This window comes from Pelagibaculum spongiae, from assembly GCF_003097315.1.
GTDB lineage: Bacteria > Pseudomonadota > Gammaproteobacteria > Enterobacterales > Pelagibaculaceae > Pelagibaculum > Pelagibaculum spongiae.
This window is the reverse complement of record NZ_QDDL01000002.1, coordinates 297,868-311,578: the sequence shown is the minus strand read 5'-3', so window position 1 is coordinate 311,578 and position 13,711 is coordinate 297,868. Positions and strand designations below refer to the sequence as shown.

The following is a 13,711-nucleotide window of genomic DNA, read 5'->3' as shown; positions in this document are numbered from 1 at the left end:
GCAGTATATGACAGCCGCAGGTTCCGATCATCACCCACACATTAAATCTAAAGCTGAGCCAAAAGCCGCACTAAAGATTGAGACAAAGGCCGAATTAATGAATCCATTTACCGAACAACAACTATCTGAAATCCAAAGCTGGTTAAAGCAGCAAGCTGCCGAATTAGGTTTTGCTCAAGTAGTGGTGAGTAATCCAGATTTAGCAGTAGAGTCAGAGAAGTTTCAACAATGGGTTGATCAAGGCTTGCACGGGGAAATGGATTACCTAGCGCGTAATCACGACTTGCGAGCCGAGCCTGCTAAATTGCTACCGGAAACTTGTCGAGTAGTCTCGTTTGCTATGGATTACTTGCCAGAAAAACAGTCGATTCAATTATTGTCTCAGCCAGATAAAGCCTATGTTTCTCGTTATGCACTGGGCCGTGACTATCACAAGTTGATTCGCAAGCGCTTAACCAATTTAGGCAAGCAGCTGGAAAATAAACTGTCTGAATTAAACGCTGATTTTAAGCTAGTTTACCGGCCATTTGTTGATAGTGCACCGGTGATGGAGCGGCAAATTGCTGAGCAAGGCGGTATGGGCTGGATCGGTAAGCACACTTTATTACTCAATCGAAAGCATGGTTCGTGGTTTTTCCTTGCTGAGTTATTTATTAATTTGCCATTGGCGACTGAGCAACCAGTTAAAGGCCACTGCGGCAAATGTTCTGCGTGCATTGATATTTGTCCGACCCAAGCGATAACAGGACCTTATCAACTAGATGCACGAAGATGTATCTCATATTTGACAATTGAGCACCCTGGATCCATCCCAGTTGAGCTACGCTCAATGATGGGAAATCGAATCTATGGTTGTGATGATTGTCAGTTAGTTTGTCCTTGGAATCGCTTCGCTAAATTGTCTGTTGAAGATGACTTCCAGCCAAGGCAAAAACTCGACAACGCTCAGTTACTGGAATTGTTCCAATGGGACGAAGCACAGTTTCTGAAAAATACCGAAGGCTCACCGATTCGTCGTGCTGGTTTTGAACGCTGGCAGCGGAATTTGGCAATTGCACTGGGTAATGCGTTGGCGAAAGACATTCAACAGCAACCACAGATTATTTCAGCGCTTAAAGAAGCTGAAATAAATAGTACTGCTGTAGTGAACGAACATATTCAATGGGCGCTGCAGCAGGTTTCGTAAATCTAATCAGCGATGAACTGCTGATTACTTTGAGAAGTTTGTCAGGAGTGACAGTGCAGCGGCTTAATAATATTTATTATCAAATTAAAAAAAATACCAAATTATCTATTGTTTTAGTTATTACTTTTTTGATTAATGCTTGTGGTGGCAGTTCTGGTTCATCAAGCACGCCTGCTGATGACTTTTCTGTTTCAATTGGTCAAACATTTCACAGCACTTTGCCAGGTGCTATCGCGGGCAATCAGCCTTATATTTTTTCTGTTATAAACGCACCTGCTGAATTTACTCTGCTAGATGCTTCTAATGGCAGGTTTAGTTATTTTTCAACTGAAAATTCTGGCGAGCAAGTGATTAATTACCGTTATAGCGATTCACAAACTCAGCTTGTCGATAAAACTATTACTCTGAAAATGAAAGATGATCCATTGTTTTCTCAGCAATGGCATTTGCAAAATACCGGGCAAAAAGCTTTTGCTTTTTATGCGGGTACCGCTGGTGAAGACATTAATCTTACCCAAACAATTAAAGAAGGTATCGATGGTAGCGGCATTACCGTTGCGGTGGTTGATGGTGGTTTGGAAATTGCTCATGAAGACTTACAACCCAATATTGTTAGCGGATCTCGTGATTTTGTTGGGGGTGATAGCGATCCTACGCCAGCGAGCATTTCAGATTTTCATGGCACTGCGGTGGCTGGAATTATTGCTTCGAAAGGCTGGAATGATTTAGGCGGTAGAGGCGTTGCTCCCAATGCTAATTTAATTGGATTTAATTATTTGAGTGCACAAAGTTTAGCTAATTTTACTGCTAGCCATGGTGGTGGAGAAAATACTGCCAGAATTTACAACATGAGTTATGGTGTTAATTATATTGAACCGCAAGGCGGGGGGCATAACGACTCTGAGCTTGCTCATATTGAAGATCAGGTGATTAATTCTAATTTGTTTGATGGGTTGGGGCGTTTTTATATTAAAGCGTCAGGTAATGGGTTTGATCGTATTTATTTCAACGAAACAAACTATCAAAGATCTGCATCTTCTGAACTACCCTTTCAAAATAGTAACCAGAGCCCGTTTAATGCTTATGGCTACACCACAGTTGTTAGTGCAATAAATGCAGCTGGAGATATCGCTAGCTACTCAACTTGGGGTAGTAATGTTTTTATTTCAGCTCCTGGTGGTGAATATGGTAGCGCAACGAGTAATACGCTTTTAGTCAATAACAATGAGGCAGAAGGAAGTGAGCCAGCAATTATTACTACCGATAGAAGCGGCTGTAATTCAGGTATTAGTAGATCATCCAGTTTTTCTAGTGTGACGCGCTACCCGTTCCTTTCTGGCATACATGCTTTAAATCCTCAGTGTAATTACAGCAATGTTATGAATGGTACTTCAGCAGCAACCCCAATTATTAGCGGAGCAATAGCGCTTATTCTTGATGCGAACCCGGCACTGGATTGGCGTGAAGTTCGGCATATTTTACTGACTACTGCAGAGAAAGTTCAGGATGGTCAAGGTGGTGATGCCGATGATGAGCTAACAGTTGGCAGTTCTAGTTTTGTGGTTCACGATGGTTGGGTGCCTAATGACGCAAGCTACTCTTACAATAATAAATTTGGTTTTGGTCGAGTGAATGTTGATGCAGCTGTCGCAGCAGCGAAGGCTTGGAATACCGACCTAGGAACTTTTAATAATATAGGTTGGATAGACAGCGGTGCATTAACCCAAAGTATTCCAAATAACAGCACTACAGGCGCTTTCGATGAAACTACTATCACGAGTAGTTTGACCGTGGAGATGGTTCAAGTTCGATTAACTGCGACCCATGAAAGAATTCAAGATTTAGCGATTGTTTTGATTAGTCCTGCGGGTACAGAAAGTATTATTATGACGCCGAATAATTCTTTTCTGGGTAACCAAATACCGAATGTTCAAGATGTCACGGGATATAATGATACCCTGATGTTAAGCCATGCTTTTTATGGTGAGTCAGCCAATGGTATTTGGAAAATCAAGTTAGTTGATACCAGTGGGGCAACAATCAGTTACCTTCGAGGCAGTTCAACTTTGAATGTATCAGATAACAGTACCCCTGGAATTTTAACCAACTGGAAAATTCGGGTTCTTGGGCATTAAGCTCAAAAACTTTAAAATAAGCTACAAGAGGTCGAAATGAAAAGGCTAACTTTTATCGGTATCACCATAGTGCAATTATTTAATATGGGTTGTGCAAGTGCTCAAGCAACGGTTGATGATCACAAAGCCAATATGCCGACCTATCATATGCAAGATAATTCGTTATATCAGCAGAAAAATGGCGGCAGTGAGCAAGTGCATGGTTTGTTTAAAGGCCAACAAATTCTTTTACCGAATCAGCCGAATATTGCGACAATCACCGGCGATTTAATTGTTCGACTGCATCGAGATGTGAGTGAACAAGTGATATTGCAAGACAGCCGATTAAGCATTAAAGCACGAGTAGCACCGGGTATATTTATTGTGGCGACTGAGCCGGGAAGCGATCTTCAACAATTAATCGAAGCACTTAAGGTAACCGCAGGTGTTAATAGCGTAGAACCGGATATGATCTTGCCCCGGGTACAACCAATGTCTTATTAGTTTTTTCAAAATCACAGATTAATTTGGGCGAATAATGCTTGGGTATAATTTTCTCTGTGTGACCCTCCCGCTTTGTTGCCAGCGAGCGCTATAGTTCGGATTACATCGAACTGTATGTATATACAGCCCCGCATGATGTAGTGGTATCTCTTTGCTACTACTAGATATTTCTCGGTTGGTTGTTGTTGCAGTAAATAAAAATAGTTGCATTGCTAAGCGAGTGTTGTACTTAGGAATGCCGCACTTATCACAAGTATCTGTGGATAACTTTGTGGTTAGCTTGTCAGCAAGTCGCCAGTCACTTCGCAAGTTGCTGTCGGCTATCGTTTTAACAAGCAGTAAAAAATCTGATCAAAAAACGTACAAACGCCAAACAAAAAGTAATCGATCATTCTAGTTCTGGTCAAAAAACAATCAGATCCTTCTAAGTGAAAAACATAATTTTCAGCAATCTGCTCTGATGTAGGTAACTTTGTCTATGCTATGGCAAGAATGCCGTCAGCGTTAACTGCGGCCGGAGTATATTCAAGCAAGGAGATGCTAATGCGCCCCATTTTATTAAGAGCAGTACTTTTATTTACCATTACTGCGTTTGGTAGTGGTTGTGCCGTGCTGCAGCCGGTAGCTATCACAAATGCTGATTGTGTTGGTCAGATTGATGCAATGCCGCAAGGGTTGGTGGAAGTAAAAGACGCGCAACTATTACAGGCCGCAATGGGTGAGCCGGGTAAAGGTGGTTTATGTATGGGCAAGGTGTATCAGGCAGCCAAACCAGTAATTGTTTATCGGGTTTGGAATAGCGATAAAAGTTACAGCAAATATGGCCGCTGGTGGTCTTTTGAAAAGCCGATGGGAACGCGCGATGAATACCGAATTAAAAATGGAATTTGCCCTTCATGGAGCGAATTGAATATGCTCAGTCAATGTGAAATTAAAACAGGTGAAAAAATCGTGGTAGGCCCTGGACAAAGTGCGCAATGTAAATCATGGCAATACCCCAAATCTGCAACCAATCAGGTTTTTATCGATAATGATTCAAGAAATAATCAATTATTGGTTGAAGATTGCAGCGCCGGAGAAAATTGGCCGGGTTAAGGCAGTGAAATATAATAAACATCCTCTTTTCCAAGATACCGAACATTATGCTGTATGTAGGTTTGATAAGCCTTCGGCGCAATCAGACACTTTTGGAACCTATCGCCAGATGTCTGATTTCGCTAGTGTTCATTAAACCTACAATATCCAGGGAAACTTTAAATTCTTTAGCTCCTAAATTTGTTCAATTTTGCAGTTTTTCTGAAAATAAAACATAAGTCGAAATGAATAAATAGACTGGAAGATTAAAGTTAACGACTCGGAGATAAAGAGCATTGCCCCCGGTCCGGGTTAGCTTCGATATTTTCCAGTCCCAATACTTTTTTCAAGTCGTCAGCGCCGCCAATGTATTGTCCATTAATCCAGATTTGTGGAACAGTAACCGGTGTTTTTGGACCAATAATTGGCTTAACGCGAGCCAACATTTCATAAAGTGCTTTTTCAGATTTCACTACATCGTGGTATTCAAAATCAACGCCAGCTTGAGTTAAATATTCTTTGGCACGAACACAGTGAGGGCAACTGACCTTGCCAAAAATATGATTGCCTTGCATCGGTGTGCCAGTCTTGGCAGCTTCAATTGCAGCTTGGGTCAATAGCCCACGATTTAATGCAGCGCCTTGGGAAACCAGCTGGCCATTCACTAATACAATGGGCGCATGCCAGCCACCTTTGCTTAACGGCTTCCACCATTCGGTGAGCCAGTCGCGCATATCTAATTCGACATCGATTCCTGCCAGATCAGTCTCAATACAATCAGTAATAATGTCTTTGGTAAGTGAACATTCTCCGCAAGGAATATTCACTTTGAAAGGTCCCCAGGCACCTGCCCAGCGGAAAACAGTAATTTTGACTGGGTTGTTCATGCTTATATTGAGCCTGTTGTTTCTGTTATTAAATTATGACAAGCATAGAAGTAGACAATTCAGTTGGCGATTCAAACATTGGTTGTTCTGGCTTGCGGGATTTAATAAGATCAAATGCTTACATTAAGTTCTACTGATGTTCGGCAACTCAGGCGAGTAACTTAGCGACTGGTGGTAAAGCTGTTTTGATATTTTGGTCAGATAAAACAAGTTGCCCGTTTTACTGCTGTTAGCTCTGAAGCGCAGTAAAAAGATTGATCTTGGAAGCAACAGCTCGTCGGGATAGTTTTTGATAAACCCTTTACAAAATAAGGGAAAGAGTTTTTTCAGAAGGTTTGAAAAGCAAATACCAGAAAAAATCTTTACATTGAATAGTGGCCGAAGTAGTATTTCTGCCGCTCAGGAGGGATGGCTGAGCGGTTGAAAGCACCGGTCTTGAAAACCGGCAAGGTTTAACGACCTTCTAGGGTTCAAATCCCTATCCCTCCGCCAAATACTGAAAGCCGCTGATTCATTGAATCAGCGGCTTTTTTATTTACAGGGACGTAATGTATGTCACAAGGAGGCAGGATGCCGGTGTGACGATTTACCAGGACGTAATGTATGTCACAAGGAGGAACTCACATGGATGTGAGGAATGCAAATAATGCCGGGAGCAATTATCTGTCAGGATGCCGGTGTGACGATTTACCAGGAAGAAATGTATGTCACATGAATGTGAGGAATGCAGATCATGCCGGGAGCAATTATCTGTCAGGATGTCGATGAGAAGCGCTTAACCCTTCAGCTTACTCTCCAACTCAACCCTTCAACTCATTCTCCAATTCAAATCTCCCAATCTTCTGACTGTTTACTTCCCTAGGTAAGGCATGCCCAAGCGCATCGCAATCACCAGAGCCAGCAATAAGCTGTGCGGCAATAACACCAGCCGTAACCGCCTGGGCATGGTCACTGCCAGCAACCCTTGGTAGATTCCAGTGGCGACAATACCGACAGACATCAAAGCCGCCATTTCAAAAAATAAATTGCCGACGCCCGCGTTATAAGACTTCATGACGGTTAACAGCAAAAACCACAAAAAATAGATGCCGCCCAGCAGCAGGGTAGAGCCCAGATAGCCCTTAATGCTTTTACTAAATGGGTTGCACGCCAATGCAGGCAACATGGCGATAACCAGAGTGAAAACAGCAACACTAGTTGGGCCGCCAGCCGTTTCAACCCAGGATGCAAAAGTCGTACTAGGGTAGGCTAATAGCTTGATAATACTTTCCATGACGACACCTCGAATACTGCGGTAATTGTTATTGGTTTTGGATGTATTCTCTCTTGATGTTGTGCAGCCTTCAATGGTTCTAAAGTCTTAGGTCGAAGTAAAAATTTTTTGCATCGGTCACCGTCTTGCCAAACGTTACATCACTTTCAAATAAAAGGTTTGCTTGTTTAGAGGTTGTAGCTGTTGGATAGAGCTGTACTTGGAGCGGCTGAATTAAAGAATGTCACTGGAGCCGTCATCCCGTGAGGGAATGGCGGGGTCCAGTCACATGGAGGTGAAGTATTATTGGTAATCCAAAAGGTTCTAAACAATAGAATCTGTAGCCAACGAATTGCTGCCTTGAGATATCTGCGTTGCAGATAATTCTTGTTGGCTTGGTTTTAATTGTGGCTCAGGAGGGTACTGCTGCATCAATTTTTCTAGAGCTCGGCCTTCAGGAGATTTCCATTGGCATTTATAGTTTTCAATTGCGTATTTCAGCGCACTCATGAGTAGTATTTCGTCATAATTAAGATCGCCCTGATCACCACGTTCTTTGAGGCTGTTATAGCTGACCTCAATTTGCGATAACGGGCTTTCCAAAGAAACATCAGAAGTGGTATTTATCGGTTGTGAGCTGGCAGGTTGCTCTAGTAGTTGATTGATTTTGCTTTCGATGCGGTCGTAATCTTCTTTTGTCATGCCAGATTCTTTATTACTTTCCTGCTCCAGGTTGTTTACTAAAACACCAATGATCATATTCAAAAACGCAAAAGCAGTAAAAAATATGAATGATAAATAATAAGTCCAGGAAAGTGGATATACCTCCATGGTCTGATACATCACATCTGTCCAGCCTTCTAACGTCATAATTCTAAATAGTGTCAGTAATGACAGAGAAATATCTCCCCATAACTCAGGGTTAACCTTGGCAAAAGCAGTTGTGCCGATAACTGCATAAATATAAAAGAATAAAAACAAAAGACAGAGAACATAGCCTATTTGCGGAATAGAACGCATAAGCGAGTTCAGTAGTACTTTCAGCTCTGGTACTAAAATAATAATTCGAGCAACACGAAAGACTCGAAGCAACCGCATAACCATCGACATTTCGCCATCAGGAATGGGTGCAAGGCAGATAGCCAAAATCAAAAGATCAAGTATGTTCCAAGGGTCTTTTATATATGCAGATTTGCTTGGAGATGAAATAAGGCGCATACCCATTTCAACAAGCAAAATAACCGTAACAATATTGTCGAGCCAGTTGAGTAACGGCATATAAGGCTGGGCTGCAGGAAAGGTCTGAGCGCCGACAATAATAGCAGTTAACATGATTACTAAAAGCACCGTAACTTCAAACAGCTTGCTTTCAGTGAGAATTTTTATTGGTTGAGTATCCATGTGATTACTTATGATTTATGGTGGAAATGTTAAAAAAGTTTTTATTTTTAAAATTGAGCCAATTTATCTAAATTGGCTCAATGAATGTTTTTTGGCTAGCTATCCATCATAACTTAGACCTAAGTCATCAATTATTTTTTCCATTTCTTCAGTGTGGGAAGATATTTTAGAATCTAGAGTTCCTATAATAAAATTGTGACGTTCAGATTTATTGATACCAAACAAGTCAAGTTTATCTAGTAAAAAGACAACTAGCAGAGAACCGAGGCCAGACAGCATTCCAGTCAAAACCATCGAAATAATATCGGAAAAAGGTATGCCATTTAAAAGAGTTGAAAGTGCTTCGCCGGCAATAACGCCACCGGTGATGACTATTCCTGTAGCCAGAACCTTGCTAGCCTCGTGTGCGGCTTGCCGTGTAGTCATCCCATCTGGAGGGGAGAGTAAAACTTTTAAGGCTTTGGTGAGGGATAAAAAACTTTCTCTTATAATTCTGACAATATTGGAACCTGTTCGTATAAACATATTCAGTATTGCAGTAAATATCGAAGAAATAAAACCAGAAAATGCACCGTCTGCAAAAGATTTAACGAATGTTTTCCATTTTGATAAAATCTTATCCTTTATACGAGATAGTCTCTCCTTGAGAGCATCAATCCAAGAATTGTTGTATTTCCCACCTTTCCAGCCGTTATTGAAAATATCTTGTACTTCATAAAAAACAGATGAAATCAATTCAGATAGAATAGAAGCTACCCCATGCTGCATACCTTGATGAGCGCCACTCTTAACTCCATCTTGAGCGCCTTTTTTTGCAATGAATATTGTTTTATCAATATTTCCTTGAGGAACATATTTCTCAGATGTCTTGCTTGCTCTATCATGAGCAGCATTTGTTCGGCGTTTATCTATGTTGTCATTATTTTGAGCGAATTCATTAAGATCTTTCTCTCCTTTAGACCTGTTTATGCTTGAATGTGTAAACTCATGATTGCCGGAGTCAGCAGCAAACTGTCGTTTCTCAGCATCGGAAAGCATATATCCACCATCGTCATGAAAATCTTTTAAAGATTTAACATGGTCGAGATCCATCTCTTTTTCATTATGAGATTTACCAGTATATGTATCTTGGATTTCTCCCGCGCTATTTGTTTGTGATCGTTTTAGCTTGTCTCTCTGAGTAGTAAATGAATCACCTTCACCTCCAACACTTTTGGGTGATTTAGTATATTCATTTCTGTCATAATTGAAATTTCTGTCGGTGCTCTCTAAATCTGACCTACTTAACTTTAATGGGGTAAGTAACTGATCAATTAAAACTTCTTTGCTAGACTGAAATAGTATGTCGTATTTTTCCTTGTTGAATTGTTTGTCTAATTCTTTAAGTGAATCAGAGATTTCTTTCTCGCTTACTTCCAAGTTGTAGACTGGAAGATCATCAAGCAGAGTATTATTTATCGATTCGAAGTCAACTTTTTGAGATAAAAGCTCAGTTACTTCATTAGGTGTTGGAAGCTCTTTGATAAATTTTTTCTTTCTCGATGCTTCAATAATCTGCTTTTGTTTTTTGTATCTATCCAGTCTACTTGACATGATAAGCTCCTATGATGCCATTTCTACAAGCTGATTCCACTGAGATTTGAACTTCTCTTCTTCTGAAGCGCGGTATCCATCAGCTTCCATGACTATTTCAATGATATCTTCAAATAACTCTGTTGAATTTAAACCAACTTTACTTGCATAGTGAAAAGCGGTAGTGATATTTGGTGGGTTGTCAGCAATACTTTGGATTTTTTTCTTAATATTTTCTGGTAAATTTCCTGCAACGGATCCAGCGATAAACGTATCTATTTCCAAGCGTTCATTCTCAGAAATTTCACCATCACAATTAGCACAAGCTAGCCCAACAGCTTCCATTGCAATAATTAAATTAAAATATCCTTCAGTATCTTTAATTCTACTCTTTGCATCTTCAAAGGCTACTAACAGCTTTTCATATTTTTTATCATATTCTGCTGCTGCCCGTTCTTCTCCTCTTTTTTCTGCTTCTTCTTCGCTATCATCCATTGCTTCAGCAATACCGCCAGCTGTTGCACCAAGAGTGCCGGCGATGGCAGCACCGGCAGCAGTAACTGCCCCAATTGGACCAGCAACAGGTAGAGCGACTATACATGCGACACCTGCGGCAGCTCCGCCTAGTACTTTCCAAAAACTCATAATTTTCTCCTTAACTTTTTTGCTTAGTTGTAATGCCCCACACATCTTCCCCAAAGCTATTCAGCCACATGTGTAGCTGTTTGGAGTCGATGACGGTGGCGGTGATGTGTAAATAATCTTTGTGTTCTTTAGAGGGTTCGATGGTTTGATCTTCTGAAAGTTTTGTTTCTGATAGATGGTGCCCGGCGCTTTTTTTGATATGGAAGCTGAGGCGGCATTTTTTGCCTTCTCCAAATCCAAAGCGGCCGTCGTTGTCGTATTTTTTTAAATCGAAGTCTGTTGGGCGTTTAAAGCCTAGCGTCGATTTTTTAGCGCTTTCTATTCGGTGTAATGCCAGGCTGCGTTCGTTGTCGTAGCCGGGAAAACGACAGACTAAATAAATTCGTTTGCCTTGCTGGGCCATACCAAGTGGCATGATGCCTTGTTTATCTTTTTGCTGGCCTTTGGCATTTTTGTAGCGAAGGTCGAGGTATTTGTCGTGATACAACGCTTCGCTGATGGTTTCGAAAATACCATCAGCAATGGCTGGTGCTAACAAAGGCTGGGTTTCGCTAACCAGGCGGACTTTATTGAGCCATTGAGACTCTGGTTTGTCAGCAGAATTAATTTGGTTAACTTGCAATTCGGCCTGCTGAAAAATTGGTTTCATCGAACGCATCACACTAACTGGTAATAGATTGGTTAGGTGGTCTTCAGCCAATTTAAGCAATAGCGATTGTTGAGCGGTTAACCCTGCAGCGCTTAAAAAATCAGGTTTTTTGATTAACCAATAACCGTAGGGTTTGCTTCGATTGTCTTGTTCGATATAACCCTGCTCGGTTAGAAATTTTAACTTGCGCTGAATTTTTCTTTCGCTACACGTATATTCTGCCGATAAAGCATCAAGTAGCTCAGATACTGATGTTCTGCTTGGGCGACTGGGAATCTGTGCTAGTAAGCTCAAGGTGAATTCGAGGTTATCTTCGTTGGCGGCCATTAGTGGCTATGCCTTAGAGCATTAAGCCCTGCCAGTGGCAATAAGCAGCAGCCAAATTGCAGTAACCAAGGACGGCAGGAAAATAATAAGAGAAATTGCGGCATCAAAATTTCCGAATAGCTGTTTAATCCTTGACTGTTTTTCATAATGCCTATTCTTGCTAGTTATGTGTCTTTTTCGTTGTCTGATTTTTGTTGATCTACTTCTGTTTGTTTCTGTAACCGTATTGCTTAATCTATTTGTCGAATATGCGCCATATAGCATCTTTGCAGGCATTCTGGTGCGACTCCAAAGTAGCTATTTGAAAACAGTATGATCTTTTGTGACTCGCCATGATTTGCAGCTTGGGCAGCATATCCCCAAATTGATAGGTCGAGTAAAACGATGTTTACATTTCAAACAGATAAAGAAGTAGGGTGCTCCAGGGTGCATATTCAGCTCCTCAATGTTGATAAGCCTATTATGCAAAGCCATGCGACAACTTGTGTCGCATCAATAAACATGACAATCTTTTTTGTTGCATGTTAAATGAAGCTATTGCGGCATACAACAATATTAACTTTGGCGAGACTGTTTTTCTTTGAAAAGGATGCTGAAGAGTTGTGTTCGGTGTGTTGAAAGCATTTTGTTAGAGGATTGCTCGTGTATTGTTACTCTCGATACTTCCAAGTAATGGCCTGGAAATATCGAGAGTAGTCAATAGTTTTAAATTCATAGCGATTATGGAAATTTCTTCGTTACTAAAAATCTTCAATCTTCAAGTTTTGCTGGTTGAATATTACGCTCAGCCAGCTTTTGTAAGATGACGTCAATCGGTAGGTCGTTTTGTTCTATTAAGGCGACGACTTGCTCGATATTTTTTTCGGTTTTTTGAATAATGGCTTGTTGAATGTTTTCTTGTAACTGCTGTAATTGCAGCATATCTAGCTGTTGCAACCAATGTATTTGAGACTCAGCATTTTTGCCTGCCAGCAGGATTGCTGGGTTGTCGATTGAGTCATCCTGTTGTTGCTGTGTGTGGGGCTGTAGAACATGAGTTTGCGGCAATGTGCCTGTTTGCAAATCGGTATTATTAGTTTGCTGCTCGGTTAGATTCTTGGGTTTGGTTGGCGGTGTTGTGGCTAGTATCGGTGCTGCTGCTTGTGTTGTTGTTTGCACGGTTGCTTGTACTACTTCTGCTGATTTTTTAGTTAATGGTTTAGCTAGCACGGTGATAGGTTGTTTTTCTGACATTTCATTTTCTTGAATCTGTTGTAGTTGTTCACTGTAAAAGGCAGCGCTTGGCAGCATGAAATTAATATGCTTAAGTATTTTAGTGGTTAATTCTTTGATATCTTTGTTGGTTAAGTAAGCGCTGCGCTTATCATTGTTCTTTGCATAAGAAAGTAATTGTTCGGCCAATGCCAACCGGCTGGGCTTTAACATTTCCAAGTCGTTTTCTGAACAAATGATTTTCGATTCATTTTCTGCGAATTCATCAATTTTATTGCGTAATGCTTTTACTGCAGCATCATATAGTTTGTCGAAATAGAATTGTTTTCGTGCCTGACCGGGTGGGGGCACGTTATTAGCTGGTCGGCTGGGTCGGGGGAGTGATGCATTTTTAATGGCGGTTTTCACGTCAGCCATAAAGTTGATGGCACTTTTTCTATCGGAAGGTGTGCTAGAAGTGTATAGCGGTTTGGCTATGCCATTGATGAGTATTTTTAAATGGTTGTTGTTGGTTTTCTCAAAGCTAAAGGGGGTGCCGGTTCCTAGTTCTTTGTTGAGCGATTTTACTATGTCTTTTTGGTATTTGCTGAAGCCGCGAACTTTACTGATCATCTTGTTATTCCTTATTATTTTATATTTAAAAACCAGCAAGAACTGTTTGCTACAAATGAAAGCTGCCGGTTTGGTAAGCTTGTCAGAATATAATAGTGGTAGTAGAAGACAGCTCTTTGTTTTAAGTGATTGTTGGGTGCGCCTTAAGGCTTACCCAACCTACGTTTAGTACAGCATTAATTTAAATATCAGAGATTTATTAATTAAAACTGATTGGTTTTCGTAGCCTAGGTAAGCCTGTGGGCGCACCAGGGAGTTATATGCGCTATATCCGTC

General features: G+C 40.9%; 11 protein-coding genes and 1 tRNA gene. 5 read left to right on the top strand and 7 right to left on the bottom strand.

The features are described from left to right. Positions 1-7: 7 nt before the first annotated feature. The 4 genes from queG to DC094_RS07340 all read left to right on the top strand — a co-directional run bounded on the left by queG (position 8) and on the right by DC094_RS07340 (position 4,899). Positions 8-1,186 carry a tRNA epoxyqueuosine(34) reductase QueG gene (queG, locus tag DC094_RS07355; protein ID WP_241503988.1) on the top strand — a complete coding sequence of 393 codons (1,179 nt, stop codon included), beginning with the start codon at positions 8-10 and terminating at the stop codon, positions 1,184-1,186. A 53-nt stretch (positions 1,187-1,239) separates the two neighbouring features. Continuing rightward, positions 1,240-3,321, top strand: coding sequence for a S8 family serine peptidase (locus DC094_RS07350; protein ID WP_158527249.1), 2,082 nt, complete (start codon positions 1,240-1,242; stop codon positions 3,319-3,321). A gap of 36 nt (positions 3,322-3,357) precedes the next feature. Further along, complete coding sequence (locus DC094_RS07345) at positions 3,358-3,804, top strand: serine protease external chaperone (RefSeq protein ID WP_116686474.1); 447 nt, start codon at positions 3,358-3,360, stop codon at positions 3,802-3,804. Between the two features lie 543 nt (positions 3,805-4,347). Further along, entirely contained in the window at positions 4,348-4,899 is a 552-nt protein-coding gene (locus tag DC094_RS07340) for a hypothetical protein (protein ID WP_116686473.1), read from the top strand. 251 nt (positions 4,900-5,150) lie between these two features. Here DC094_RS07340 and DC094_RS07335 read toward each other — a convergent pair whose 3' ends face one another. After that, positions 5,151-5,765 carry a glutaredoxin domain-containing protein gene (locus DC094_RS07335; RefSeq protein ID WP_116686472.1) on the bottom strand — a complete coding sequence of 205 codons (615 nt, stop codon included), beginning with the start codon at positions 5,763-5,765 and terminating at the stop codon, positions 5,151-5,153. Positions 5,766-6,167: 402 nt separating this feature from the next. Here DC094_RS07335 and DC094_RS07330 point away from each other — a divergent pair. Then, positions 6,168-6,257: transfer RNA gene (locus tag DC094_RS07330), tRNA-Ser, on the top strand. 358 nt (positions 6,258-6,615) lie between these two features. Here DC094_RS07330 and DC094_RS07325 read toward each other — a convergent pair. From DC094_RS07325 to DC094_RS07300, 6 genes are all read right to left on the bottom strand, one after another. After that, positions 6,616-7,038 (bottom strand): hypothetical protein, encoded by a 423-nt coding sequence (locus tag DC094_RS07325; RefSeq protein WP_116686471.1) that lies wholly within the window; start codon positions 7,036-7,038, stop codon positions 6,616-6,618. A gap of 303 nt (positions 7,039-7,341) precedes the next feature. After that, entirely contained in the window at positions 7,342-8,418 is a 1,077-nt protein-coding gene (locus tag DC094_RS07320) for an ion transporter (RefSeq protein WP_116686470.1), read from the bottom strand. Positions 8,419-8,517: 99 nt separating this feature from the next. Beyond that, complete coding sequence (locus tag DC094_RS07315; RefSeq protein ID WP_116686469.1) at positions 8,518-10,011, bottom strand: AI-2E family transporter; 1,494 nt, start codon at positions 10,009-10,011, stop codon at positions 8,518-8,520. A 9-nt stretch (positions 10,012-10,020) separates the two neighbouring features. Next, complete coding sequence (locus DC094_RS07310; RefSeq protein ID WP_116686468.1) at positions 10,021-10,635, bottom strand: hypothetical protein; 615 nt, start codon at positions 10,633-10,635, stop codon at positions 10,021-10,023. A 10-nt stretch (positions 10,636-10,645) separates the two neighbouring features. After that, positions 10,646-11,611 (bottom strand): helix-turn-helix transcriptional regulator, encoded by a 966-nt coding sequence (locus DC094_RS07305; protein WP_116686467.1) that lies wholly within the window; start codon positions 11,609-11,611, stop codon positions 10,646-10,648. A 750-nt stretch (positions 11,612-12,361) separates the two neighbouring features. Beyond that, a complete protein-coding gene (locus tag DC094_RS07300; protein WP_133245494.1) occupies positions 12,362-13,435 on the bottom strand; it encodes a hypothetical protein in 1,074 nt (357 codons plus the stop codon). Positions 13,436-13,711 lie beyond the last annotated feature (276 nt).

Bases quoted from the DNA above. Each gene is read 5' to 3' on its own strand.
- DC094_RS07300 (WP_133245494.1), bottom strand. From the start codon at position 13,435: ATGATCAGTAAAGTTCGCGGCTTCAGCAAATACCAAAAAGACATAGTA.
- DC094_RS07305 (WP_116686467.1), bottom strand. From the start codon at position 11,611: ATGGCCGCCAACGAAGATAACCTCGAATTCACCTTGAGCTTACTAGCA.
- DC094_RS07310 (WP_116686468.1), bottom strand. From the start codon at position 10,635: ATGAGTTTTTGGAAAGTACTAGGCGGAGCTGCCGCAGGTGTCGCATGT.
- DC094_RS07325 (WP_116686471.1), bottom strand. From the start codon at position 7,038: ATGGAAAGTATTATCAAGCTATTAGCCTACCCTAGTACGACTTTTGCA.
- DC094_RS07340 (WP_116686473.1), top strand. From the start codon at position 4,348: ATGCGCCCCATTTTATTAAGAGCAGTACTTTTATTTACCATTACTGCG.
- DC094_RS07315 (WP_116686469.1), bottom strand. From the start codon at position 10,011: ATGTCAAGTAGACTGGATAGATACAAAAAACAAAAGCAGATTATTGAA.
- DC094_RS07335 (WP_116686472.1), bottom strand. From the start codon at position 5,765: ATGAACAACCCAGTCAAAATTACTGTTTTCCGCTGGGCAGGTGCCTGG.
- DC094_RS07345 (WP_116686474.1), top strand. From the start codon at position 3,358: ATGAAAAGGCTAACTTTTATCGGTATCACCATAGTGCAATTATTTAAT.
- queG (WP_241503988.1), top strand. From the start codon at position 8: ATGACAGCCGCAGGTTCCGATCATCACCCACACATTAAATCTAAAGCT.
- DC094_RS07320 (WP_116686470.1), bottom strand. From the start codon at position 8,418: ATGGATACTCAACCAATAAAAATTCTCACTGAAAGCAAGCTGTTTGAA.